Origin of the sequence: Agrococcus pavilionensis RW1, assembly GCF_000400485.1 — a bacterium.
GTDB lineage: Bacteria > Actinomycetota > Actinomycetes > Actinomycetales > Microbacteriaceae > Agrococcus > Agrococcus pavilionensis.
In genome coordinates, this window is sequence record NZ_ASHR01000019.1 from 1 (window position 1) to 24,177 (window position 24,177).

Consider the following 24,177-nt stretch of genomic DNA (forward strand, 5'->3'; position numbering starts at 1 on the left):
GAGCGATGGCTCCTCGTCAGTTCGCCGAAGGCGCGACCGCGCCGTCCTCCCAGAGGTTGTTCGACCAGACGTTGCCTGGTGCGGCGGCGTCGAAGGCCACGATCGGCCCCCAGATCCCGCACTTGCCGCTCGGACCGCGCATGAAGACGTTGTTGGTGAAGCGGATGTTGTTCACGCCTTCCGAGAACGGCTTGCCCGGGGTCGAGCCACCGTAGGCGCAGAAGCCCATCGAGCCGTCGGGGCCACCGTCGATCAGGTTGCCGTCGATGATGTTGTTCTGCACGACGCCGAAGTCGCCGTAGCCGGTCAGGGCGGCGGAGCAACCGGCGTCCGGCAGCACCGGAGCGGCCTCGCACGTGATCGTGTTGTTGCGGATCGTGCTGTTCGCGCCCATCCGGATCGCGGAGGCGTGGTCGATGCCGCGGTGGTCGGTGTACTGCCCGTGCAGGTAGGAGTCCTGGACCGTGCAGTCGGCCGCGCAGTTCACCGAGCGGTTCCCCCCGGTCACCTCGACGCGCGTGAGGACGAAGTTCGAGTCGCCCACGCCGGTCCCCGTGACGGGAGGCATGTGGACCTCGCTGTCGATCATGGCGAACGAGGCGCTGCTCGAGGCGCTGTGGATGGTGCCGTTGATGACCGAGTTGGTGATCTGCAGGTCCTGTCCGTGGACGCGCAGATCGCAGTCGATGACGCTGCTGTCGATGACGACGCCGTCGGCGGTGATCGTGCACGGGCCCGTGTAGGGGGTGAGCGCCGTGCCATCAGGCACACCGGTCGTCGCGGCCGACGGGAAGCTGCGGTCCAGCACCACGATGCCGCCGGGGTTCGCCGGAGCCGCCGGCGGGGCGGGTGCGGGCTCGGGCGCGGGCTCCGGAGCGGGAGTCGGCTCGGGGGCGGGCTCGGGCGCGGGCTCGGGGGCGGGGGCCGGCGCAGGCGCCGGGGCCGGGTCCAGGATCGGCGCCGGAGCCGGGACCCGCGGGATCCTCCAGTGGTAGCGGCCGTTCCCGAAGTGCTTGCCGGTCCCGAAGTGCTTGCCGGTCCCGTAGTCGACTGCCGCCACGGCGGCGTCGTCGTTCGCTTGCGGGCCGACGGCCGGCGCGACGATCATCGCGCCGCTGAGGGCCAGAGCGCCGACGATGACAGCGCTCACCCGCGATCGGGTGCGGCTCCCGCGACGGGGCGAGGAGGTGTGTCGTGATCTTTTCTTGACGGTATGCTCAGCATTTCCCAGGGTTGCCATGCGTAACATTGTAATGGAGGCTGGATACTCCTCCGTCACAGGGGCGTGCCATGACTTCGCCAGTGCCATCGCGGCCTGCTCGGGCGGTCATCATCGCGCTCGGCGCCTACGCGCTCGCCGTGCTGGTCGTCCTGCTCGTGCCGCTCGGCTACAGCGAGTTGGTGCGAGCGATCGGCGACGGCGTCCGTGCGGCAGCGGGGATGCCGGCCTTCGGCGATGGCTGGATCGAAGCCGGCGCGAACGTCGTGCTCTTCGTGCCGCTCGGCGCGCTCCTCGCGCTGCTGTTCCGCAGGCGCTGGCAGGGCATCGCGCTCGCGCTCGTGCTGTCGGCGGCCGCGGAGCTCGCGCAGGCGCTCATGCCGTCGAGGGAGCCGAGCCTGCGCGACGTCGCCGCGAACGTGCTCGGCGCCGCCCTCGGCGCCGCGCTCGCGTGGCTGGCCGCTGCGCGACGCACGGGTGCGTCGGTCGCCAAGCCCTCAGCGCAATCGCTTGACAGCGCTGGCCAGCGCGTTCCGCCGCTCCTCGAGGCGGAAGCGACCGAGCAGGATCCGCCGCACTGACGCTGGCGGATCGCTCGCGGTGACGCTGTAGCGGGGTCGGAGCCAGGCGCCGTCGCGAGCAGGGAAGCGGTCGCTCGAGTAGACGGCCTCGTAGGATGCGGCGCGCAGGCGATGGAGGGTGCGCCGGCCGTATCGCCCGAGCGGGAGCGCAGCCTCCGTGACCGGGGTGCCGCCCGCCTCCGCGAGCGCCGCTCGCGCATCGACGATCTCGCGCTGGGCGTCGGCGTCGCTCATGCCGTGCCATGGGATGTGGCGCCAGCCGTGCGACCCGATGCGCATCCCCGCTCCCGCGAGCGCGCGCAGATCGCCAGCCGAGAGGCTCGCGGGGTCGTCGAGCCGGCCGGCGAGCGCGAAGAACGTCGCGGTCAGGCCCCGCTCCTCGAGGGCCGGGAGCGCGATGTCGACGTCGGACCGGTTGCCGTCGTCGAAGCTCAGCCCCGCTCGAGGCGCATCGGCGACCTCGTCGAGCATCCGCTGGAACGCATCCTGGGTCACCCAGTAGCGGGATTCGCCGGGCTCCCGCTCCTCGCGGCACGTGCCGATGCCGTGGAAGCACAGGAGGGTCGTGGTGCTCACGGTGCCGTCCGTGCGCGGACGACCGCGCCGTGAGCGCGGGTGGTCTGGTCGCGTCCCCAATCGCCCCGCCCCGTGCGCAGCGCGCCGGCGGCTGCCGCGGCGGTGAGCGCGACGTACGGCACGGCGGCCGGGGCCAGCCACGGGCGCGGCCCCACGACGTCCCGCAGCCAGGCCCAGCGGTCGGAGCCGCGCACGGTCGCGCCGACCGCTCCCCGCGCCGCCGCGGTGCGCAGTTCAGCATTGCCCCGCCGCACCCGCACGAGGCGCCGGTAGAGCGCGCGGGTCGAGCGCGGCGCCTGGACGACCACGCGCACGTCGGCGACCTCGCGCTTCTCGGCTCCGTCGAACTGCCCGTCGAGGAAGAGATCGTCGGCGATCATCTCGGGGAAGCGGTCGAACCGAGCGCGACCCTCCGCGGACAGGACGACGAGGCCTCGGCCGTACAGGCCGTCGCGGAACGCGGGCAGCCGCTCGTTGATGGCGCAGTACGCCTTCACGAGCAGCGAGCTGCCGCCGGTCTCCAGGATCCGACGAGGCACCGCCGCGAGCGTGCCGTCGCGGAGCGCGGCGGTCAGCCGTGACAGCCCGTCGGGCGGCACGATGATGTCGGCGTCGAGGTAGACGCGGGGGAATCCCGTGGCGACATCGTCGGCGGCGTTCAGCGCGGCCGCCTTGCCTGCCTCGGCCCGGTCGATCACGATCGCCCCGCGCCGCCGCGCGACGCCGACCGTGTCGTCGGTGCACCCGTTGGCGCTCACGACTACCTGCACGCGATCGATCGCGGTCTGGCGGTCGATCGCGTCGAGGCAAGCCCCGAGCACCGCCTCCTCGTCGTGCGCGGCGATGATCACGCTGATCATGACGCGGCCCTCGCCCGGGCGCCCTCGTCGACCGGGGCGGCGGCGCGCTCGCTGCGCGGAGCCGAGCGCTCGATCACGAAGCGCCGCAGCTCCGCCGAGTCGGCGAGGTCGACGAACCGTCGTCCCCGGGCGTCGGTCTCCGGCGTCGTCGCCGTCGCCGGCACCGCGGGCCCGGGATGGCGATGACCGGTCAGCGAGTCGTACACGGCGACGTACGCCTCGGCTTGCGGGCGCCAGTCGAGCACCGCGCGCACCCTGGCGCGCGCGGCGAGACCGAGCTCGCCACGGCGGCCCGGGTCGTCGATGAGCGCCTCGACGTGGTCGGCGAACGCCGCGACATCGCCCGACGGCGCGTACAGCACCGAGTCGCCGCCTGACACGCGCGTCTCGACGAGGTCGAACGCGACGCTCGGAAGCGCGTAGGCCATGTACTCCATCGTCTTGTTCATCGTGGAGACGTCGTTGAGCGGCGTCTTCGGATCGGGACACAGCCCGATGTCAGCGCGGCTGAGGTGCTCCGCGAGCTCGACGCGATCGACGCGCCCCGTGAACGTCACGTGCCCGTCCAGGCCGAGCGCGCTCGACTGGGCCTCAAGGGCCTCCAGGCAGTCCCCGAAGCCGAGCAGGGTCGCGGAGACGTTCGTGCGACCACGCCGGTGGACGAGCTCGTCCATCACGAGCAGCACGTGCTCGACGCCGTCCTGCGGCCCCATGATCCCGACGTACACGAGCCCGACCTCGTCCTCCGCCCGGGGGCGCTCCGGATAGATGGGGCGCATCTGGTCGGTGTCGGGGCCGCTGCGCACGACGGTGACGACGTCGGGGTCACGACCGCCTCGAGCGATCGCGATCGCGCGGTACGACGTGTTCGTGGAGATGACGCGATCTGCTGCCCGGAACGACCGGCGCTCGAGCCATAGGAGCGCGCGATGCTCGAGCCGCTGGAGCAGCGTCTCCGGCTCGCCGAAGCGCGACCGGAACAGCTCGGGGTTGAGGTCGTGGTGATCGAAGACGAAGCGGACGCCGAAGGGACGCCAGAGCAGGGCGAGCAGCCAGTAGGTATCAGGCGGGTTGCACGCCTGGATGACGTCGAAGCGGCCCCGGCTGCGCACGCGCACCGTGAGCCCGGCGGTGCGGAGCCAGCTGTAGGCGAACTCCCAAGCGAAGCCGACGAGCCCGTGGGCTTCCGGAGCGGGCGCGTAGGCGTGGATCTCAACCCCGTCGAGCTCGCGGAAGCCGGGGTCGCCTGGTCCCTTGGGGCAGATGACGCTCACTCGGTACCCTCGTGCGACCAGCGCTTGGCACTCGAGCCACACGCGGCGGTCGAGCGGCACCGAGAGGTTCTGGACGATGATCAGGACGTGGCTCATCGCTGCTCCGCGAGCTGGCCCCATGGTCAGTACGCGCCCGCCGGATGGACGACGAGCCGGGCTGTCTTCGCGATAATCATGAGGTCCTCCATCACCGACCAGTTCTCGACGTAGCGGAGGTCGAGGCGCACGCTCTCCTGCCAGCTGAGGTCGCTGCGCCCGCTGATCTGCCACAGCCCCGTGATGCCGGGCTTGAGGTAGAGCCGCCGCTTGACCACCTCGTCGTAGCCGGTCGCCTCGTTCGGCAGCGGGGGACGCGGGCCGACGACGCTCATGTCACCGCGCAGCGCGTTCCAGAACTGCGGCAGCTCGTCGAGCGAGTGGCGCCGCAGGAAGCCGCCGACGCGGGTGATCCGCGGATCGTCCTTGAGCTTGAAGAGCGGGCCGGCCGCCTCGTTGAGCGCGCGCAGCTCCTCGAGCCGGGCCTCGGCGTCGACGTGCATCGTGCGGAACTTCAGCATGGCGAAGCTCTGCCCGTCGCGCCCGACGCGCTGCTGCCGGAACAGCACGGGGCCGGGGGAGTCGAGCTTGATCGCGATCGCGATCGGCACCGCGACGATGCCGACGACGAGCAGCGCGCACGCGGAGACGCCGATGTCGAGGGCGCGCTTCAGGCTGTGCCTGCCCCCGTCGAAGGTCGGGATCCGCACCTGGATGAGCGGCAGGCCATCGATGGGCCGGAACGAGATGCGCGGTCCGGCGACATCGGTGAGTCGGGAGAACAGCACGAGCTCCGCGCACGTGCCCTCGAGCTCCCGCCGCAAGCGGGTGAGGTACTCGGGATCGGCATCGGTGCTCGCGGCGAGGATGACGGTGTCGGCGCTCATGCGCTCGGCGTTCTCGGCGACGCTCGCGGTCGTGGAGAGCACCGGAACGCGCCGACCGCGCAGCTCGAGCGGCTCGCCCGGGTCGCCCCGCACCGCGGCGCCGACGACGTGGTAGCTCAGATCGCGGGCCGCACTCAGCCGCTCGAGCACGTACGCGATCTCGTCGCGCTCGCCGACCAGGATCGTGCGCGACGCCCACTCGCCCTCCCTGCGCCGTGCGATGAGCCAGCGACGCCACTGCCACCGCCCGATCAGCAGGGCGAGCAGGCCGATCGGGATCCCGACGAGCAGCTGGAGGCGCAGCTCGGGCCAATCGCCCACGAGCGCCGCGGCCGCGAGCAGAGCGAAGGCCAGCCCGGTCGCGTGCGCGACTCGACGGTACTCTCGCACCCCCGAGCCCAGCACGCTCGCGTCGCGCGAGCGCGTGGCCGCGAGCATGGCCAGCCACACCGCCGCGGTCAGGAGCGGAGCGCCCACGAGACGCTCGGGCGGCACGGGAGCGAGCTCCGTCGCGAAGGAGCTCGCGGCGATCGCGTCGATCGCGGTCGCGCCGAGGACGACGAGCAGATCGGTGACGAGCAGCCGGTCGTGCGCGCGGCGCTCCCATCGCAGCCGTCGAGCGAGCGTCGAGGTGGAGCGGGGCGACCGCGCGCCCGGCAGCTCGAAGGCGACGGGACCGGCGCCGGCAGTGCTCGTGGCCCAGGGGCGGCGGCGCGGCGCGAGGCTCGGTTGCGCGGAGCCCATCACTCGCTGCACTCGACATCACCCGCTTCCCCGTCGAAGGTGCCCCGCCGATGCGCGGTAACACTGTTATCGCAACGTATGAGCGGATCTCGTCAGCGGCAAGCGCAGATCCCCGCACGGACGGAACCGTGCGGGGATCTGCGGGTGGGCTTGAGCGGTTGCTCAGCGCTCCAGGGTCGAGTCCAAGGGTCAGCCCAGGGCGGACTCCAGGATCGCGGCGAGCTCCTGCGAGGAGCGCTTCGCCGATCCGGTCGCGGGGCTCGCGGATGCCGGGCGCCCGACGACCTTGAGCGTGCGGCCGTGCAGGTGGCGGGGGAGCGCGAGGTGCATGAACGGCCACGCGCCCTGGTTGAGCGGCTCCTCCTGCACCCACACGAGCTGCGCGTTCGGGTAGCGGTCGACCGCGTCGTTGATCTCGTCGATCGGCAGCGGGTAGAGCTGCTCGACCCGCACGAGGGCGACGTCGCTCCGGCCGCGCTTCGCGGCCTCGGCCTTCAGGTCGTAGTGGATCTTGCCCGAGTGCAGCAGCACGCGCGTGACGGCGGCCGGGTCCTGCACCTGCTGATCGTCGATCACCGTCTGGAAGCTGCCGCTCGTGAAGTCCTCGAGGCCGCTCGTCGCGTCGCGCAGGCGCAGCATCGCCTTCGGCGTGAAGACGATGAGCGGTCGGCGCGGCCGGGCGTAGGCCTGGCGGCGCAGCAGGTGGAAGTGGTTCGCCGGCGTCGACGGGCGCGCGATCGTCATGTTGTCCTCGGCCGCGAGCTGCAGGAAGCGCTCGATGCGGCCCGACGAGTGGTCGGGACCGGCGCCCTCGTAGCCGTGCGGCAGCAGCAGCACGAGCGAGGAGTGCTGGTTCCACTTCTGCTCGGCCGAGGCGATGAACTCGTCGATCACGATCTGCGCGCCGTTCGCGAAGTCGCCGAACTGCGCCTCCCACAGCACGAGCGCGTCAGGGCGCTCGACGGAGTAGCCGTACTCGAAGGCCATCGCGGCGTACTCGCTCAGCAGCGAGTCGTAGATCGACAGCCGGGCCTGCTCCGGGCCGAGGTTTGCGAGCGGCAGCCACTCCTGGCCGTTGTTCCGGTCGTGCATGACCGCGTGGCGCTGCACGAACGTGCCCCGCCGCGTGTCCTGCCCCGACATGCGCACCGGGGTGCCCTCGAGCAGCAGCGAGCCGAGCGCGAGCAGCTCGCCGAACGCCCAGTCGACGCCGCCCTCGCGGCTCGCCTTGACGCGCTTGTCGAGCACCTGCTTGACCTTCGGGTGCACGGCGAAGCCGTCGGGCGCGTTGCCGTGCGCGTCGCCGATCGCGGCGATGACGGATGCGTCCACCCCGGTCGACTCCGGCTCGCCGGCGGCCTGCTGGAAGGCGGCGGGCGTCACGATCGGCATCGAGCCGGTCGCGGCCGCGTGGGTCTCCATGAAGGCCTGCTCGAGCTTCGCCTGGAAGTCGGCCTGCGCCTCCTGGTACTCCTCCTCGGTGATGTCGCCGCGGCCGACGAGGTTCTCGGCGTAGAGCGCGCGCACCGAGCGCTTCGCCTCGATGAGCGAGTACATGAGCGGCTGCGTCATGGTCGGGTCATCGCCCTCGTTGTGCCCGCGGCGGCGGTAGCAGATGAGGTCGACGACGATGTCGCGCTTGAACTCCTGGCGGTACTGGAACGCGAGCTCCGCGACGCGCACGACGGCCTCGGGGTCGTCGCCGTTCACGTGCAGCACGGGCGCGTGGATCGCCTTCGCGATGTCGGTCGCGTAGGTCGAGGAGCGCGACTCGGTCGGAGGGGTCGTGAAGCCGACCTGGTTGTTCACGACGAGGTGCACCGTGCCGCCCGTCTGGTACGCGCGCAGCTGCGAGAGTTGGTGCGTCTCGAACACGACGCCCTGGCCGGCGTTCGCGGCGTCGCCGTGCACGAGGATCGGCAGCACCGACTGCTCCCCGTTGCCGAGCCGGTCCTGCTTCGCGCGCACGATGCCCTCGAGCACGCCGTTGACCGCCTCGAGGTGCGAGGGGTTCGCCGCGAGGTAGACCGGCACGGTCGAGCCGTCGGCGGCGGTGAACTCGCCCTCGTTGCCCAGGTGGTACTTGACGTCGCCCGAGCCCTGGAAGACCGCGGCGCCCTCGAACTCCTGGAACACCTGGCCATAGGTCTTGCCGGCGATCGAGGTGAGCACGTTGAGGCGGCCGCGGTGCGGCATGCCGATCGCGACCTCGTCGAGGCCCGCGGCGGCCGCGCCCGCGAGCACGGAGTCGAGGAAGGCGATCATCGACTCGGCGCCCTCGAGCGAGAAGCGCTTCTGGCCGACGTACTTCGTCTGCAGGAAGGTCTCGAACGCCTCGGCCTCGTTGAGCTTGCGCAGGATGCGCATCTGCTCGTCGTGCGTCGGCTTGACGTACGGCACCTCGAGGTGGCTCTGGAACCACTGGCGCTGCGCCGGGTCAGGGATGTGCATGTACTCGACGCCGATCGTGCGGCAGTACGAGTCGCGCAGCACGCCGAGGATGTCGCGCAGCAGCGCCGAGCGCTTGCCGCCGAACCCGCCCGTGACGAACTCGCGGTCGAGATCCCAGAACGACAGGCCGTGGTGCTCGATCTCGAGGTCCGGGTGCGTGCGCTGCACGTACTCGAGCGGGTCGATGTCGGCCATCAGGTGGCCGCGCACGCGGAACTGGTTGATGAGCTGCGCGACGCGCGTCTGCTTCGAGAGCTCGTCCGACTCCCGCACCGACACATCCGTCGACCACTTGATGGGCTCGTAGGGGATGCGGAGGTCGGCGAAGATGCCGCGGTAGAAGTCCTGCTCGCCGACGAGCAGCCCGTGCACGATCTTGAGGAACTCGCCCGAGCCGGCGCCCTGGATGACGCGGTGGTCGTAGGTCGACGTCATCGTCACGGTCTTGCCGACGCCCGCCTCGGCGAGCCGCTCGGGGCTCGCGCCCATGAACTCGGCCGGGTAGTCGAGCGCGCCGACGCCGATGATGCAGCCCTGGCCCTGCATGAGGCGGGGCACCGAGTGCACGGTGCCGATGCCGCCGGGGTTCGTGAGCGAGATCGTCGTGCCCGCGAAGTCGGCCGCGTCGAGCTTGTTGGCGCGTGCCTTCTTCACGAGCGCCTCGTAGGCGGCGACGAACTCCGAGAAGTCCATCGACTCGCAGCCCTTGATGCTCGGCACGAGCAGCGCGCGCGTGCCGTCGGGCTTCGGGATGTCGATCGCGATGCCGAGGTTGACGTGCGGCGGCGCGACCATCGAGGGCTTGCCGTCGATCTCGTCGTAGTAGACGTTCTGGCTCGGGAACGCCTTGAGCGCCTGCACGAGCGCGTAGCCGATGATGTGCGTGAACGACACCTTGCCGCCGCGCGTGCGGCGCAGGTGGTTGTTGATCACGATGCGCTGGTCGATCATGAGCTTCGCCGGCACGGTGCGCACGCTCGTGGCGGTCGGCACCGAGAGCGACTTGTCCATGTTGGCGGCGAGCGTCTTCGGCATGCCGCGGAGCGTCGTGACGACGGGCTCGTCGGCCTTCCGCTCCTCGCCCTTCGCCGCCTGCTTCTCGCTCGCGCTCGGCGCGTCGGCGGGCACGGGCGTCGGGCGAGCGGCCTGGCGGGTGGTCTTCGCGACGATCGCGCCCTCGGCCTTCGCGGGCGCGGGCGTCTCTGCCGGGCCCATCGCGTCGGCGCGCGTCGAGTCCTGCGTCGCCTGCGCCTCGCCCGAGTCGACGGGCTTCGGCGGGCGCGACTCCGCGCGCACGGGCTTGCGGGGCGGCGCGGGCTGCTTGGGCGCGGCGGGCGCGGCGGCGGGAGCCGGCGGCGCGGCGGCGGGCGCCTTGGGCGTCTCGCTCATGCTCGTCTCAGCCTCGCCGGAGGAGCGCTGCGCCGCGTAGCGCTCGAGGATGGGCCACCACGACTGGGCGACGGAGCTCCTGTCCTTGATGAACAGCTGGTACTGCTCCTCGACGAGCCACTCGTTCGCTCCGAAATCGCTGTCGTCCGCAGGGCTGGACACGGTATCGATCGCCTCTTCCGATTCTCGCGGGCACGCCGCAGGCACTCCGCGGCGACACTGCCCTCCAGCATAGTGGCGCGCGCTGGGCGCTCCGCGCGTCAGGGCCGAGGGAGCACGCCGAGCTCGGCGAGGTCGACCCCGGTCGCCTCGACCGCGAGCATCAGCACCTCGCGGCGCCACACGACGCGGGGCTCGAAGCGCAGCGGCATGCCCGCCTCCGCCGGGGTGCGGTCGCCCTTCGCCCCGTTGCACGCCACGCACGCGGTGATGGTGTTGAGCCACGTCGACTCGCCGCCGCGCGAAGCGGGGTGGATGTGGTCGATCGTCGCGCCGGGCGCCTCGCAGTACGCGCAGCGCCGGCCGTCGCGGTCGAGCACGCCGCGCCGGCTCCACGGCATGCGGTCATACAGCCGCGTGTGCGGGATCCGCACGTAGTCGTTGAAGACCACGACGCGCGGCACGGGCAGCTCGATCGAGTTCGAGCGGATCATGCCGTCCGCGGCGAGCATGATCTGCGCCCGCTCCTTGACGAGGAACGCGACCGCGCGCTGCAGCGAGGCGACGCCGATGGGCTCGAGCGTCGCGTTGAGCACCACCACTTGCGCTGCCATCGCGGATCTCCAGCACCATCGTGCCGCACGAGGGCTATGAAGCGCATGTGGGATGCGCGCACTAGCGTGCAGGCATGGATCTCGCGGTCGTGCCGCTCGAGCGCGGCGCCCGCATCGCGGTGGCCGCGCTCGAGCGTGGCGGCGCGGCGGATGCACGGGTCCACGAGGCGGCGCGCGTCGCCGACGACGAGCGGCTCGGGTCGCCGGGCGCGCGGCTCGTGTGGCAGGACGCGCGCGCGATCGCTCCCGCGCTGCTCGGCGCGGGCGTGCGCATCGAGCGGGTGCGCGACCTCCGGCTCGTGCACCGCATCCTCGTCCAGGCGAGGGGACTTCCGCTCGAGGAGCGCTGGTCGCGACCGCTCGAGGCGGGCGCCGACGCGCTCTTCTCGCTCGCGCCGGAGCCGGAGGGGGTCGCGGCCGTGGCCGAGCAGCTGCGCGCGCAGGAGGCGGCGATCGGCGACGACGCGGGGCTCGCGATGCTCGCGGCGGCCGAGTCGATGGGCGCGGTCGTCGCGGTCGAGCTCGGCCGCGAGGGCCTGCCCTTCGACGTCGCGCGGCACGACGCGCTCCTCGTCGAGGCGCTCGGCGAGCGCTCGGCGGGCCGGCCGGCGCGCATGGAGGAGCTCGCGGCCGCCGTGCGCGACGCGCTCGGCGACCCGTCGCTCAACCCCGACTCGCCGCAGGACGTGCTGCGGGCGCTCCGCCGCGCGGGCCTCGACGCGACCTCGACCGCGCGGTGGGAGCTGCGCGACCTCGAGCATCCCGCGATCGAGCCGCTCATCGCCTACAAGCGGCTCGCGCGCCTGCACACCGCGAACGGCTGGGCGTGGGCGAAGCGCTGGGCGCGCGTCGACGAGCGGGGCCGCACCCGGCTGCGCATCGAGTACGTGCCCGGCGGCGTCGTCACCGGCCGCTGGGCGACGGAGGGGTCGGGCGCGATGCAGATCGCGCGGCAGATCCGCGGCGCGGTCGCGGCGGAGCCGGGCATGCGCCTCGTCGTCGCCGACGCCGCACAGCTCGAGCCGCGCGCGCTCGCCGCGCTCGCGCGCGACGAGGGCCTCGCCGAGGCGGGCAGGGGCGCCGACCTCTACCGCGGGCTCGTCGATCGCGGCGTCGTCGCGAGCCGCGAGCAGGCGAAGGTCGGCATGCTCGGCGCGCTCTACGGCGGCACGCGCGGGCAGGCGGCGCTCGTGCTGCCGCGGCTCGCGCGCGCCTACCCGCGCGCGATGGCGGCGGTGGAGTCCGCGGCGCGCGCGGGGGAGCGGCGCGAGCGCGTGCGCACGTGGCTCGGCCGCACCTCGCCCGAGCCGCCGCGGTGGCCGAGCGATGAGCGCGGCGAGGCGCGGGCGCGCGCGTGGGGCCGCTTCACGCGCAACTTCGTCGTGCAGGGCACCGCCGCCGAGTGGGCGCTCGCGTGGATGGCGTGCGTGCGGCGCGCGATCGCCGACGTCGACGGGGCCGCGCTCGTGTGCTTCCTGCACGACGAGGTCATCGTGCAGGCGCCCGAGGCCGATGCCGAGGCCGTGGCCGAGGCGATCCGCGATGCCGCGGCGCTCGCCGGCCGGCTGCTCTTCGGCGACTTCCCGGTCGAGTTCCCGGTGCAGACGGCGGTCGTCGACGACTGGGGGCAGGCGAAGGGCTGACGCATCCGGCGCTCTACCCTGGGAGCATGCGCTTCATCGACGACGTCCCGGAGCACGACCTCACCTACTCCGACGTCTTCCTCGTCCCCAGTCGCAGCGATGTCGGGTCGCGCATGGCGGTCGACCTCGCCCCCGACGACGGCACGAGCGCGACGCTCCCGCTCGTCGCGTCGAACATGAACTCGGTCACGGGCCCCCGCATGGCGGCGACGCTCGCGCGCCGCGGCGGGCTCGCCGTGCTCACGCAGGACCCGCCGCTCGAGCAGACCGTGGCGTCGATCGCGTGGGTCAAGGCGCAGCCCATCGCCCTCGAGTCGCCGCACCGCGCAGCGCCCGGCGACGTCGTGCAGGACGTGCTCGAGCGCGTCCCGGCCCTCGAGGGCCACGCGGTCGCGGTCGAGGACGCCGACGGCGCGCTGCTCGGCGCGATCCCGGCCGAGCGGCTCGGCCACGCGCTGCCCGACGCGACGCTCGGCGACCTGCTCCACTCGCGCCTGCCCGAGCTCGCGCCCGCCGACGTCGCCGACGGCCGGTCGATGTTCGCGGCGCTCGAGCGCGAGGGCGTCGCGGTCGCGCCCGTCGTCGACGACGGCCGCCTCATCGGCTTCGCCTCGCGGCTCGGCGCGCTCCGCGCCGACATCTACCGCCCCGCGCTCGACACCGCCGGCAGGCTCAGCGTCGCCGCGGCGGTCGGCATCAACGGCGACCCGGGCGCGAAGGCGGCCGCACTCGTCGAGGCGGGCGCCGACGTCATCGTCGTCGACACCGCCCACGGCCACCAGGCCGGCATGCTCCGCGCGCTCGAGGCGGTGCGCGCGGCCGTCGGGGACGAGCTCCCGATCGCGGCGGGCAACATCGTCTCGTCCGACGGCGTGCGCGACCTCGTCGCGGCGGGGGCCTCGATCCTCAAGGTCGGCGTCGGCCCGGGCGCGATGTGCACGACCCGGATGATGACGGCGGTCGGCCGCCCGCAGTTCTCGGCCGTGCTCGACACGTCGGCGACGGCGCTCGAGCTCGGCGCGCGCGTGTGGGCCGACGGCGGCGTGCGCTACCCGCGCGACGTCGCGCTCGCGCTCGCCGCGGGCGCCTCGAGCGTCATGATCGGCTCGTGGTTCGCGGGCACGATCGAGGCCCCCGGTCGCCTGCAGCGCGACGCGCAGGGGCGGCTCTTCAAGGAGTCGTGGGGGATGGCGTCGACGCGCGCGGTCGTGGGCCGCTTCGGGCAGCTCGACGCCTACGAGCTCGCGCGCAAGCAGCTCTTCGCCGAGGGCATCTCGACCTCGACGATCCTGCTCGACCCCGCGCGCCCGAGCGTCGAGGACCTCGTCGACATGATCACCGCTGGCGTGCGCTCCTCCTTCACGTACGCGGGCGCCGACTCGGTGCCCGCGTTCCGCGAGCGGGCGCGCGTCGGCGTGCAGTCGGCGGCCGGCTACGAGGAGGGCAAGGCCCTCCCGGTCTCGTGGTGACGAGCGGCGCCCCGGCAGCGGGGATGCACCGATGCCGCTCGACTAGAATGTCGCCGTGAACGACGACAACAGTCATAGTCCGCGGCCGGAACCGACCCGTTGATGGATGCGCTGCTCATCGGCATCGGCGTCATCCTCACCGTCGGGACCGGCCTCTTCGTCGCGAGCGAGTTCGCGCTCGTCAACCTCGATCGCGCGGATCTCGAAGCGCGCCGCGAGCGCGGCGAGAAGCGCCTCGACGGCACGATCAAGGCGCTCCGCCAGACCTCGACGCACCTCTCGAGCGCGCAGCTCGGCATCACCCTCACGACGCTCCTGACGGGCTACACGATGGAGCCCGCGATCTCGCGGCAGCTCTCGCCCGTGCTCGTCTCGTGGGGACTCGCCGAGGGCGTCGCCGGCCCCGTCTCGAGCGTCATCGCCATGACGGGCGCGACGATCCTCTCGATGATCGTCGGCGAGCTCGTGCCCAAGAACCTCGCGCTCGCGAAGCCGCTCGGCACCGCGATCGGCGTCACGCCGTTCCAGCGCGCGTTCACCGCGGTCTTCCGGCCCGCGGTGCTCGGCCTCAACGGCTCGGCCAACGGCATCCTGCGCTCGATCGGCCTCGAGCCGAAGGAGGAGCTCTCGGGCGCCCGCACGGCCGAGGAGCTCTCGACGCTCGTGCGCCGCAGCGCCATGGAGGGCGCGCTCGACGTCGGCGCCGCGACGCTGCTCTCCCGCACGCTGCGCTTCTCCGAGCTCTCGGCGGGCGACGTCATGACGCCCAGGCCGCGCGTGCAGGCGATCGAGCGCAGCGCATCCGTCGCCGACCTCGTGCAGCTCGCGCACCAGACGGGCCTCAGCCGCTTCCCGGTCGTCGACGGCGACCTCGACGAGGTGCTCGGCATCGCGCACGTCAAGCAGGCGATCTCGGTGCCGCGCGAGCGGCGCGCCGACGTGCCGGTCGCCGCGATCGCAGAGGAGCCGCACCGCGTGCCCGAGTCGGTGCACCTCGACGCGCTGCTCGGCGACCTCAAGGAGCGCGGCTACCAGATGGCGGTCGTCGTCGACGAGTACGGCGGCACCGCCGGCATCGTGACCCTCGAGGACCTCGTCGAGGAGGTCGTCGGCGAGGTCTCCGACGAGCACGACCGCATGCACGTCGAGGTCGTGCGCGGCCCCGGCTGGGTGACGTTCCCCGGCTCCTTCCGGCCCGACGAGCTGCTCGAGCGCGCGCGCGTCGCCGTGCCGGAGGAGGGCCCGTTCGAGACGATCGGCGGCTTCATCATGGCCGAGCTCGGCACGCTGCCGAGCGTCGGCGACACCGTGCGCGTCGAGGGCGGCACGCTGCGCGTCGACCGGGTCGACGGGCGGCGCGTCGATCGCGTGCGCTTCATCGAGGACGAGCCGGCGAGCGAGCCGGCCCGCGAGGCCGCGGAGGGGGAGCGATGAACGACTGGCTCGGCATCCTGTGGCTCGTCATCCTGCTCGCGGCCAACGCGTTCTTCGTCGGCGCCGAGTTCGCGGTCATCTCCGCGCGCCGCAGCCAGATCGAGCCGCTCGCCGACCGCGGCAACCGCGCGGCGAAGCTCGCGCTGTGGGCGATGGAGCACGTCTCGCTCATGCTCGCGATGTGCCAGCTCGGCATCACGATCTGCTCGCTGCTCATCCTCAACGTCTCCGAGCCGGCGATCCACCACCTGCTCGAGGGACCGCTCGAGTGGACGGGCCTCGCGCCCGAGGTCGTCTCGGTCGTCGCGTTCGTCATCGCGCTGCTGCTCGTGACCTACCTGCACGTCGTGCTCGGCGAGATGGTGCCGAAGAACGCCGCGTTCTCGGTGCCCGACCGCGCCGTGCTGCTGCTCGCGCCGCCGCTCGTGCTGATCTCGCGCATCTTCAAGCCCGTCATCTGGGCGATGAACGAGGTCGCGAACGGCATCCTGCGCCTGTTCCGCGTGCAGCCGGTCGCCGAGGCGGCGAGCGCCTTCACGATCGACGAGGTCGAGACGATCGTCGAGACCTCGAAGCGCGAGGGCGTGCTCTTCGACCCGACGGGCGCGATCTCGCGCACGTTCGAGTTCACCGAGCGCCGCGTGCGCGACGTCGCGCTCCCGCTCGACGAGATCGTCACGCTGCCCGCGCGCGCGACGCCGGCCGACCTCGAGGCCGCCGTGCGCGAGCGCGGCTTCTCGCGCTACGTCGTGTCGGATGCCGAGGGCATGCCGAGCGGGTACGTGCACGTGAAGGACGTGCTCGGGGCCGACGACGCCGAGATGGACGTGCCTGTGCCGGCCAAGCGCATCCGCCAGCTCGCCTCGATCTACCAGGACGCCGAGCTCGAGGACGCCCTCGCGCTCATGCGCTCCACCGGCGCGCACATCGCGCGCTCGTTCGACGCGAACGGCGACACGACGGGGCTGCTGTTCCTCGAGGACATCATCGAGGAGCTCGTCGGCGAGGTGCGCGACGCGACCAGGAGGCTCTTCTGAGCCAGGCTCGGGCGTGCCAGGCTCGATCGTGGCTGTGGCTCGCGTTCGGCGGCGTGCACGCGCTGCTCGCGATCCTCGCGCTGCCGAGCGTCTCGGACGCGTACGGCGACGTGCTGACCGTCTACCCGTTCTGGGTCGAGCAGGGGCTCGGCGGCGAAGGCCGGCCGGGGCAGTGGCTCGGCGTCGACGTGCCGTGGGTCTACCCGCTGCTCGCGTGGGCGCCGATCCTCGCGTCGAGCGCCTTCGGCACCGCGGCGCTGCCGCTCGTGTGGATGCTGCTCGTCACGGCGCTCGACGCGGTCGCGCTCGCGCTGCTGCTGCGCGTGCCGCGCGGGCTCGTGATGGCGTGGGCGTGGCTCGCGCTGCTCGTGGCGCTCGGCCCCGTCGCGATCGCTCGCATCGACACGGTCGTCGTCGCGCTGTGCGTCATCGCGATCGTCGCGCTGCGGAGCGACCGGCCGGGCGTCGCGGCGGCCCTGTTCACGATCGGCGCGTGGATGAAGGTCTGGCCGGGCGTGCTGTGGCTCGCGCTGCTCGTCGCGCGGCGCGAGCGGATGCGCGTGGTCGCGGGGGGCGCGCTCGTCTCGGCAGCGGTGCTCGCGCTCGCGGCGCTCCTCGGCTCGCAGCACGCGCTCTCGTTCCTGACCGAGCAGGACGACCGCGGGCTGCAGATCGAGGCGGTCGCGGCGACGCCCTACCTGTGGCTCGCGAGCGCGGGCGAGGCGCAGGTGCTCTTCGACCGGCAGATCTACACGTTCCAGGTCGAGGGCGACGGCGTCGGCTCGGTCGCGGCGCTCGCGACCCCGGTGCTCGTCGCGGCGGTGCTCGCGATCGGCGCGCTCGGTGCGCTCGCCGTGCGCCGCGCGCACCGGCGCGAGGCGATCGTGTGGCTCGCGGTCGCGCTCGTCGAGGCGATGATCGTGACGAACAAGGTCGGATCGCCCCAGTTCGTGCTCTGGCTCTTCGTGCCCGCGCTGCTGCTCGCCGAGGCGGGAGCGCGGCGGCACTGGATCGGCGTCGGCGCGATCGCGCTCGTCGCGGCGCTCACGCAGCTGCAGTTCCCGTGGACCTACGACTGGCTCGTCGCGGCGCACCCCGCGGCGGTCGCGCTCCTCACGGTGCGGAACGCGCTGCACGTCGCGCTGCTCGTCGGCGCGGTGTGGATGCTCGTGCGGGCGACGCGCGTCGGCCCCGTCGGCGCGTCAGCCCAGGAGCGTCGAGAGCAGGTCGCCGACGCGGCCCGACTCGATGAGGAACGCGTCGTGGCCGAAGCCGCTCTCGAGCACGACCGGCTCGGCGCCCGAGACGCTCGTCGGGATCCCTGAGGCGAGCCGCCGCTGGTCGGCGACCGGGAAGAGCCGGTCGCTCGAGATGCCGACGACGAGCGTCGGCGCCGTGACGCGCTCGAGCGCGGCCTCGACGCCGCCGCGGCCGCGGCCGACGTCGTGCGTCGACATCGCGTCGACGAGCCGCACGTAGGAGCCCGCGTCGAAGCGCCGCGTGAAGCGGTTGCCGTGCACGTCGAGGTACGACTCCACCTGGAAGCGCCCGCCGTGGAGCGGGTCGACGCTCGACTGCCACTCCCGGCGGAAGCGCTCGTTGAGCTCCTGCTGCGAGCGGTAGCCGAGCATCGCCATGCGCCGCGCGAGGGCGAGGCCGCGCGCGGGACCCGCGTGGCCGGGCAGGTCGTAGAAGTCGCCGCCGAGCCAGCCGGGATCGGTCGTGACGGCCTCGATCTGCAGGGTGTTCTGGGCGATCTGGTCGGCGCTCGTCGCGGCGTTCGAGGCGAGCAGCGCGGCCGAGCCGACGCGCTCGGGGAGCGCGACGGCCCACTCGAGCGCGTGCATCCCGCCCATCGAACCGCCGACGACCGCGTGCCAGCGGCGGATGCCGAGCTGGTCGGCGAGCCGGCGCTGGGCCTCGACCTGGTCGCGCACGGTCACGCGCGGGAAGCGCGAGCCCCACTCGCGGCCGTCGCGGTCGAGCGAGGCCGGCCCCGTCGAGCCCTGGCAGCCGCCGAGCATGTTGGGGGCGACGACGAAGAAGCGGTCGGTGTCGATCGCGCGGCCGGGGCCCACGACGTCCTCCCACCAGCCGGCCGTCGCGTGGCCCGGGCCGGCGGGTCCGCGCACGTGGCTGTCGCCCGTGAGCGCGTGCAGCACGAGCACGGCGTTCTCCGCGGGCTCGTCGAGGCGACCCCACGTCTCGAACGCGAGCACCGCATCCGGGATCGTGCCGCCCGACTCGGTCTCGACGTCGCCGATGCGGGCGAAGCGCCGCTCGCCGGGGTCGTCGCCCGGTCGCCACGCGCCCGTGACGGGCACGGGGCGCGCGTCGGGCTGCGCCTCGACGAGCCGCGCCGCGGGCACGCGCGAGGCCGGCTGCGCGTCGTCGCTCAGCTGCCAGTCCACGCGTGCCCGCCCGTGCCCGTCAGCGCTCAGGCGCTCGCCGAGAGCTCCGCCGACTTCGCGGCGGCGGCGTCGAGGCCGCGACCGAGGTCGGCGATGAGGTCGTCGACGTGCTCGATGCCGACCGAGAGGCGCACGAGCCCTGGCGTGACGCCCGCGCTCAGCTGCTGCTCGGGCGTGAGCTGCGCGTGCGTCGTCGACGCGGGGTGGATGACGAGCGAGCGCACGTCGCCGATGTTGGCGAGGTGGCTGAAGAGCTCGAGCGACTCGACGAGCGCCTTGCCGGCCTCGACGCCGCCGCGCAGCTCGAACGAGAGCACGGCGCCGGTGCCGCGCGGCGCGAGCTCGCGGCCGCGCTCGTGCCACGGGCTCGACTCGAGGCCCGCGTAGTGCACGGCCGCGACCTGCGGGTGTGCCTCGAGGAAGCGCGCGACGGCGGTCGCGTTCTCGACGTGGCGGTCGAGGCGCAGCGAGAGCGTCTCGATGCCCTGCAGCAGCTGCCACGCGGTGTCGGGTGCGGCGGATGCGCCGACGTCGCGGAGGAGCGTGACGCGCGCCTTGAGGATGTAGGCGATCGCGTCGCCGAGCGCCTCGGTGTAGGTCACGCCGTGGTACGACTCGTCCGGCGTCGTGAGGCCCGGGAACTTGTCGGACTCCGACCACGCGAAGCGGCCGCCATCGACGATCGCGCCCGCGACGACCGAGCCGTGGCCGCCGAGGAACTTCGTCGCCGAGTGGATGACGATGTCGGCGCCGTGCTCGAGCGGGCGGATGAGGTAGGGCGTCGCGATCGTGTTGTCGACGATGAGCGGCACGCCGGCGTCGTGCGCGACGCTCGAGACGCCCGCGATGTCGAGCAGGTTGATGCGCGGGTTGCCGATCGTCTCGGCGAAGAGCAGCTTCGTCTCGGGGCGGATGGCGCGGCGCCACTCGTCGAGGTCGTCCTGGTCCTCGACGAAGGTGACGTCGATGCCGAGCCGCTTGAGCGTGAAGCTGAAGAGGTTGTAGGTGCCGCCGTAGATCGACGACGACGAGACGATGTGGTCGCCGGCGCTCGCGATGTTGAGCACGGCGTAGGTGCTCGCGGCCTGGCCCGACGCGAGCAGGAGGGCGGCGCTGCCCCCTTCGAGCGCCGCGAGGCGCTGCTCGACGACGTCGTTGGTCGGGTTCATGATGCGCGAGTAGATGTTGCCGAGCTCGGCGAGGCCGAACAGGCGGGCAGCGTGCTCGGTGCTGTCGAACACGTAGGAGGTCGTGCGGTAGACGGGCGTGATGCGCGCCTTCGTCGTCGGGTCGGGCTGCGCGCCCGCGTGGACCTGGAGGGTCTCGAACTTCCAGTCGCTCATGGAGTGCTCCTTGCGGGTCGATGCCGAGCTGGGTCGTGCTCCATCGTGCGGTCGATCGCGCGATCGGGCCAGCCGACCGCGTCGCACGGCGTAACACTCCGGCTCCGCGGGTCTCGGGCCGAGTGGCGCCGATCGGCCGCCGCCTGCTTGCATGGCGGCATGAGCGAGAAGCGGATCGTCGTCACGGGAGCATCGAGCGGCATCGGGGAGGCGGTCGCGCGCCAGGCGGTCGAGCGCGGCTGGCGCGTGCTCGCGGTCGCGCGCCGCGCCGAGCGGCTCGAGGCGCTGCAGCGCGACACCGGCTGCGAGATCCTCGCGGCCGACCTCACCGACGAGGGCGACATCGCGCGGCTCGCGGAGGCGGCGGCGGCGTTCCGCCCGACGGGGCTCGTGCAGGTCGCGGGCGGTGCGAAGGGCGCGGCGCCCCTCGCCGAGACGTCGATCGACGACTGGCGCTGGATGTTCGAGGCCAACGTCATCGGCACGAAGCGCGTCATCGACGCGCTGCTGCCGCTCCTGCGCGAATCGACGCGCGACGGCTCCTACGCCGAGATCATGGTCGTGACGTCGATCGCGGCGACGGTGCCCTACACGGGCGGCTCGGGCTACAACGCGGCGAAGTCGGCCGAGAAGCAGCTCGTCGACGTGCTGCGGCTCGAGCTCGCGGGCGAGCCGATCCGCGTCATGGAGGTCGCGCCGGGCATGGTCTGGACCGAGGAGTTCAGCCTCGTGCGGTTCGAGGGCGACAAGGAGAAGGCGGATGCGGTCTACAAGGACGTGCAGGACCCCCTCTCGGCGGACGACGTCGCGCGCGTCATGACCGACATCCTCGCGCTGCCCGGCCACGTCTCGGTCGACGAGACGATCATCAAGCCGGTCGCGCAGACGCATCCGTGGATCGTCCACCGCGGGCCGCTGACCGCGAAGGACTGATCCTCTGGCCGCCTACGAGCGCGGCGCCGGCGTCGCGCCGGGGATGGCCTCGATGACCGGCTCGGGGTCGGCGAACGCGAGCCGCGGCACCGCGACGAGCGCCGCTGCGGCGACGAGCGCCGTCACGCCGCAGATGATCCACACGACGATGTAGCCGCCGAGGCTCGCGGCGGTGCCGACGGCGCCGACCGCGAGCACGATCGCGAAGATCGAGGAGGCGAACGAGCCGCCGATCGTCTTCGTCGTGTTCGTCATGCCGGTCGCGACGCCCGTCTGCCCCCGCGGCGCGGCGGCCGCCGCCGCTGCGGGCAGCGCGCCGACGAGCGCGCCCGAGCCGATGCCCGCGACCGCCATGCAGGCGAAGACCTGCCAGACCTCGAGGTGGAACGGCACGAGCAGCAGGTAGCCGACGCCGACGAGCGTCGAAGCGATGATGAGCAGCAGTCGGGGTCGGATGCGCGTGGAGAGCGCGGCGAGCGCGCCGGCGCCGACGATGAGCGCGAGCAGGTAGACCCCGATGAGGAGCGAGCGGCCGGTCGCGTCGAGCCCCAGGCCGTAGCCGAGCGAGGGATCCGTGCCGGCGTAGGTCGCGAGCGGCGTCTGCGCGCCGAGCAGGCTCACGCCGACGAGTCCCGCGGTGAGCTGCACGGGCCACATCGACGGCTGCCGCATGACGCGCAGGTCGATCGCGGGATCGGTCTTGCCGAGCACCCAGCGGCCGAAGGGGAGGAGCAGCAGCACGCCGAGCGCCATGACGGCCCAGCCCCACCACGCCTCGAGCCCGCCGATCTTGAGGAACGTGAGGCCAGAGGTGATGGTGAGGAGCGAGAGCGCGAGCAGCACGAAGCCGCCCGCGTCGAGGCGGCGGTCGGGGAGCGGCTCCGACTCCGGCACGCCCCAGAGGATCGCGAAGAACGTGAGCGTCACTATCGCGGCCGGCACCATGAGGGTCGGCGGGATCGCGTCGCCGAAGGCGCCGAGGGCGGCGGCGGAGCCGAGGGCGCCGAGGATCGCTCCCGCCTCGAGGGCGATGACCAGCAGGCCCGCGGCGCGGCGGGTGGTCGACGGCGCGACGCCTGTGCGGCGGCCGCGGTCGAAGATGAGCGCGACCTCGAGCGGCAGCCACACCGCGTAGGCGCCCTGCAGCGAGAAGGCGATGAGGTAGCTCGTGAAGTCGCCCGCGAAGGCGATCCACCAGCTCGCCGCGGCCGTGATCGCGGTCGAGAGCAGCAGCATGCGCTTGTGGCCGTGCATGTCGCCGAGCTTCGCGAGGATCGGCACGAAGAGCGCCGAGAGCAGCAGCTGCCCGGCTTCGAACCAGTTGACGTCGGCGTCGGTGACGTCGAGGTGGCGGGCGATGTCGGGCGTGAGCGTGACGTACCAGCCCTGCAGCACGCCGCTCGTCAGCTCGACGCACACGAGCCAGCCGATGAGGGCGAGGGGCACGGCGCGCGACGTCGACACGCGTGCATCATGGCACCTCCGCAGGCCTGTGCGGCGACGAGGCGCCGGTCGTACCCTGAGGCATGCCGCAGGCTCTGCTGTTCGGCGCGGTCGCCTCGAGCGCGCTCATCCTGGGCGCGCTCGTCGGGATGCGCTTCGAGCTGCCGAAGCGCGTGCTCGCGATCCTGCTCTCGTTCGCCGCCGGGGCGCTCGTCACTGCGCTCGCGTTCGAGCTCTTCGAGGACGCCTACGAGATGGGCGGCATCTGGCGCGCGGCGATCGGCCTCCTCGTCGGCGCGCTCGTGTTCACGCTGCTGAGCGCACTGCTCGATCGCGCCGCGCAGCCGGGCAAGGGCGCTCCCGCCGACGAGGTCGCGGGGAGCGCGAAGCTCGACACGGATGCGGCGGCGACGGATGCGCGGGCCTCGAAGGCGTCGACGCGCGGCGCGGCCGGGCTCGCGCTGCTCGCCGCCGTGACGCTCGACGGCGTCCCCGAGAACGTCGCGCTCGGCGTCTCGCTCACCGAGGGCTCGGGCGGCCTCGCCCTGCTCGCGGCGATCTTCGTCTCGAACCTCCCCGAGGCGCTCGTCGGCGCATCCTCGATGAAGGAGCAGGGGATGTCGAGCCGCAAGGTGCTCGGGCTGTGGTCGGTCTGCGCGCTCCTGCTCGTCGGCGCGGTCGTGCTGGGCGCCGGGCCGCTCGCGAGCGCCGAGGCCGAGACGATCTCGCTCCCGCTCGCGTTCGCCGCCGGCGCCGTGATCGCCTCGCTCGCCGACACGCTCATGCCCGAGGCGTACGAGCACGGCGGCCCCGCCGTCGCGATGAGCACGGCCGCGGGCTTCGTGCTGTCGTTCGTGCTCTCGCTCGCCTGAGCGTGCCGAGCAGCCGCATCGGGCCCGGCCGCGATCGCGGCGTGCGGTCAGCGCGCGGCGAGTGGGGCAGGCGCCCTGAGATGGCGCACGGCCTCCTGCAGCCTCCCGGCCTTCGAATGCGACATGTCGACGTCGATCGTGCCGTCGCGAGCCCGCAGCGTGACCCGGGAGTGGAGGCCGACGCGCTCGGCGGTGACCGAGACCACTCATCCATGCGGGCATTCCACCATGGGCCACTGACGTTGATGATGGAGATGCTCGTCGGTCGTGTGGCTCAGCCACTGACTGACTTCGTGTCTTTCACTTGATCTGTCCACGGCCGACGAGCTTCTGCAAGTAGGTGCCGGCCAGACGGTCATGACCTCATAGGAGCCTGGTTCAGAGGCCCCATCAACGTCCTGTCTGCCCGCCTGGCCGGGTGCCCAGAGATGAGATGAGGGCTCAACCATGATGGCAAGCCAGGACCGAGAAGTCATCGTCGGCGTGGACACGCACGCCGACACGTTGCACGCGGCGGTGGTCGATGCGACAGGGCGCCGGCTCAGCGATAGCGGGTTCCCCGCGACCGGCGCCGGCTACGCCGCGCTGCTCGCGTTCGCTGGCTCCTTCGGCCGCATCCGTCGCGTCGGCGTCGAGGGCACCGCCTCGTACGGCGCCGGTCTCGCTGATCATCTCCGGGCGGCGGGTGTCGACGTGCGGGAGGTGATCCGGCCGTCCCGGCAGCAGCGCCGCCGTCGCGGCAAGTCCGACTCGGCCGACGCATACGCGGCCGCCGCGGTCGCGCTGGCTGACGACGACATGC

Annotated in this window: 18 protein-coding genes and 1 pseudogene; 9 read left to right on the top strand and 10 right to left on the bottom strand. The window is 72.9% G+C overall.

Annotated elements, in window-relative coordinates; translation table 11 throughout:
* Nucleotides 1-16: 16 nt before the first annotated feature.
* A complete protein-coding gene (locus L332_RS30565; protein WP_021010261.1) occupies nucleotides 17-1,150 on the bottom strand; it encodes a hypothetical protein in 1,134 nt (377 codons plus the stop codon).
* Nucleotides 1,151-1,290: 140 nt separating this feature from the next.
* Between L332_RS30565 and L332_RS0115060 the strand changes: the two genes are divergently transcribed.
* Nucleotides 1,291-1,800, top strand: coding sequence for a VanZ family protein (locus L332_RS0115060; protein ID WP_081646076.1), 510 nt, complete (start codon nucleotides 1,291-1,293; stop codon nucleotides 1,798-1,800).
* On the opposite strand, the gene L332_RS21105 is transcribed toward L332_RS0115060, so the two are convergent.
* From L332_RS21105 to L332_RS21130, 6 genes are all read right to left on the bottom strand, one after another.
* The gene (locus L332_RS21105) at nucleotides 1,717-2,376 is read right to left on the bottom strand and encodes a polysaccharide deacetylase family protein (RefSeq protein ID WP_021010263.1); all 660 of its coding nucleotides are present in this window, start codon (nucleotides 2,374-2,376) and stop codon (nucleotides 1,717-1,719) included. The two genes, L332_RS0115060 and L332_RS21105, sit on opposite strands and share 84 nt — an antisense overlap.
* Nucleotides 2,373-3,236 (bottom strand): glycosyltransferase, encoded by an 864-nt coding sequence (locus tag L332_RS21110; RefSeq protein ID WP_021010264.1) that lies wholly within the window; start codon nucleotides 3,234-3,236, stop codon nucleotides 2,373-2,375. Before L332_RS21110 ends, L332_RS21105 begins: the two co-directional genes overlap by 4 nt.
* Complete coding sequence (locus L332_RS21115) at nucleotides 3,233-4,606, bottom strand: glycosyltransferase family 4 protein (protein ID WP_021010265.1); 1,374 nt, start codon at nucleotides 4,604-4,606, stop codon at nucleotides 3,233-3,235. Before L332_RS21115 ends, L332_RS21110 begins: the two co-directional genes overlap by 4 nt.
* Nucleotides 4,607-4,632: 26 nt before the next feature.
* Nucleotides 4,633-6,177: a sugar transferase gene (locus L332_RS21120; RefSeq protein ID WP_021010266.1), complete on the bottom strand. Its 1,545-nt coding sequence runs from the start codon at nucleotides 6,175-6,177 to the stop codon at nucleotides 4,633-4,635.
* A gap of 189 nt (nucleotides 6,178-6,366) precedes the next feature.
* On the bottom strand, nucleotides 6,367-10,179 hold the full coding sequence (locus L332_RS21125; protein WP_021010267.1) for a multifunctional oxoglutarate decarboxylase/oxoglutarate dehydrogenase thiamine pyrophosphate-binding subunit/dihydrolipoyllysine-residue succinyltransferase subunit: 3,813 nt from the start codon (nucleotides 10,177-10,179) through the stop codon (nucleotides 6,367-6,369).
* A 98-nt stretch (nucleotides 10,180-10,277) separates the two neighbouring features.
* A complete protein-coding gene (locus L332_RS21130) occupies nucleotides 10,278-10,790 on the bottom strand; it encodes an HNH endonuclease (RefSeq protein WP_031223529.1) in 513 nt (170 codons plus the stop codon).
* A gap of 74 nt (nucleotides 10,791-10,864) precedes the next feature.
* Here L332_RS21130 and L332_RS21135 point away from each other — a divergent pair, with 74 nt between their 5' ends.
* The 5 genes and pseudogenes from L332_RS21135 to L332_RS30730 all read left to right on the top strand — a co-directional run.
* On the top strand, nucleotides 10,865-12,433 hold the full coding sequence (locus L332_RS21135; RefSeq protein ID WP_021010269.1) for a bifunctional 3'-5' exonuclease/DNA polymerase: 1,569 nt from the start codon (nucleotides 10,865-10,867) through the stop codon (nucleotides 12,431-12,433).
* Between the two features lie 26 nt (nucleotides 12,434-12,459).
* Entirely contained in the window at nucleotides 12,460-13,902 is a 1,443-nt protein-coding gene (gene guaB1, locus L332_RS21140) for a GMP reductase (protein WP_021010270.1), read from the top strand.
* Nucleotides 13,903-14,004: 102 nt separating this feature from the next.
* The gene (locus L332_RS21145; protein ID WP_021010271.1) at nucleotides 14,005-15,336 is read left to right on the top strand and encodes a hemolysin family protein; all 1,332 of its coding nucleotides are present in this window, start codon (nucleotides 14,005-14,007) and stop codon (nucleotides 15,334-15,336) included.
* Nucleotides 15,333-16,373: a hemolysin family protein gene (locus tag L332_RS21150; protein ID WP_021010272.1), complete on the top strand. Its 1,041-nt coding sequence runs from the start codon at nucleotides 15,333-15,335 to the stop codon at nucleotides 16,371-16,373. Before L332_RS21145 ends, L332_RS21150 begins: the two co-directional genes overlap by 4 nt.
* Nucleotides 16,374-16,561: 188 nt before the next feature.
* Nucleotides 16,562-17,281: pseudogene (locus L332_RS30730) on the top strand (glycosyltransferase 87 family protein); the annotation flags it as partial.
* Nucleotides 17,282-17,575: 294 nt separating this feature from the next.
* Here L332_RS30730 and metX read toward each other — a convergent pair.
* Both metX and L332_RS21160 read right to left on the bottom strand, forming a co-directional pair.
* Nucleotides 17,576-18,784, bottom strand: a complete 1,209-nt coding sequence (gene metX / locus L332_RS21155; protein WP_021010274.1) for a homoserine O-acetyltransferase MetX — start codon at nucleotides 18,782-18,784, stop codon at nucleotides 17,576-17,578.
* A gap of 26 nt (nucleotides 18,785-18,810) precedes the next feature.
* Nucleotides 18,811-20,127 carry a bifunctional o-acetylhomoserine/o-acetylserine sulfhydrylase gene (locus L332_RS21160; RefSeq protein WP_021010275.1) on the bottom strand — a complete coding sequence of 439 codons (1,317 nt, stop codon included), beginning with the start codon at nucleotides 20,125-20,127 and terminating at the stop codon, nucleotides 18,811-18,813.
* Between the two features lie 159 nt (nucleotides 20,128-20,286).
* Between L332_RS21160 and L332_RS21165 the strand changes: the two genes are divergently transcribed.
* Nucleotides 20,287-21,060 (top strand): SDR family NAD(P)-dependent oxidoreductase, encoded by a 774-nt coding sequence (locus L332_RS21165; protein WP_021010276.1) that lies wholly within the window; start codon nucleotides 20,287-20,289, stop codon nucleotides 21,058-21,060.
* A gap of 12 nt (nucleotides 21,061-21,072) precedes the next feature.
* Here the strand turns inward: L332_RS21165 and L332_RS21170 are convergent, their stop codons facing one another.
* The gene (locus L332_RS21170; RefSeq protein ID WP_021010277.1) at nucleotides 21,073-22,524 is read right to left on the bottom strand and encodes an MFS transporter; all 1,452 of its coding nucleotides are present in this window, start codon (nucleotides 22,522-22,524) and stop codon (nucleotides 21,073-21,075) included.
* Between the two features lie 62 nt (nucleotides 22,525-22,586).
* Between L332_RS21170 and L332_RS21175 the strand changes: the two genes are divergently transcribed.
* Nucleotides 22,587-23,375, top strand: a complete 789-nt coding sequence (locus L332_RS21175; protein WP_021010278.1) for a ZIP family metal transporter — start codon at nucleotides 22,587-22,589, stop codon at nucleotides 23,373-23,375.
* A gap of 447 nt (nucleotides 23,376-23,822) precedes the next feature.
* Nucleotides 23,823-24,177 (top strand): IS110 family transposase (locus tag L332_RS0115070; RefSeq protein WP_031223532.1); only part of this gene is annotated, 355 nt, incomplete at its 3' end.

What these genes read in the sequence shown, in the direction of transcription:
- guaB1 (WP_021010270.1), top strand. Translation starts at nt 12,460, where the DNA reads ATGCGCTTCATCGACGACGTCCCGGAGCACGACCTCACCTACTCCGAC.
- L332_RS21110 (WP_021010264.1), bottom strand. Translation starts at nt 3,236, where the DNA reads ATGATCAGCGTGATCATCGCCGCGCACGACGAGGAGGCGGTGCTCGGG.
- L332_RS21115 (WP_021010265.1), bottom strand. Translation starts at nt 4,606, where the DNA reads ATGAGCCACGTCCTGATCATCGTCCAGAACCTCTCGGTGCCGCTCGAC.
- L332_RS21150 (WP_021010272.1), top strand. Translation starts at nt 15,333, where the DNA reads ATGAACGACTGGCTCGGCATCCTGTGGCTCGTCATCCTGCTCGCGGCC.
- L332_RS21160 (WP_021010275.1), bottom strand. Translation starts at nt 20,127, where the DNA reads ATGAGCGACTGGAAGTTCGAGACCCTCCAGGTCCACGCGGGCGCGCAG.
- L332_RS21120 (WP_021010266.1), bottom strand. Translation starts at nt 6,177, where the DNA reads ATGGGCTCCGCGCAACCGAGCCTCGCGCCGCGCCGCCGCCCCTGGGCC.
- L332_RS21175 (WP_021010278.1), top strand. Translation starts at nt 22,587, where the DNA reads ATGCCGCAGGCTCTGCTGTTCGGCGCGGTCGCCTCGAGCGCGCTCATC.
- L332_RS21145 (WP_021010271.1), top strand. Translation starts at nt 14,005, where the DNA reads ATGGATGCGCTGCTCATCGGCATCGGCGTCATCCTCACCGTCGGGACC.
- L332_RS0115060 (WP_081646076.1), top strand. Translation starts at nt 1,291, where the DNA reads ATGACTTCGCCAGTGCCATCGCGGCCTGCTCGGGCGGTCATCATCGCG.
- L332_RS21135 (WP_021010269.1), top strand. Translation starts at nt 10,865, where the DNA reads ATGGATCTCGCGGTCGTGCCGCTCGAGCGCGGCGCCCGCATCGCGGTG.
- L332_RS21165 (WP_021010276.1), top strand. Translation starts at nt 20,287, where the DNA reads ATGAGCGAGAAGCGGATCGTCGTCACGGGAGCATCGAGCGGCATCGGG.
- L332_RS21130 (WP_031223529.1), bottom strand. Translation starts at nt 10,790, where the DNA reads ATGGCAGCGCAAGTGGTGGTGCTCAACGCGACGCTCGAGCCCATCGGC.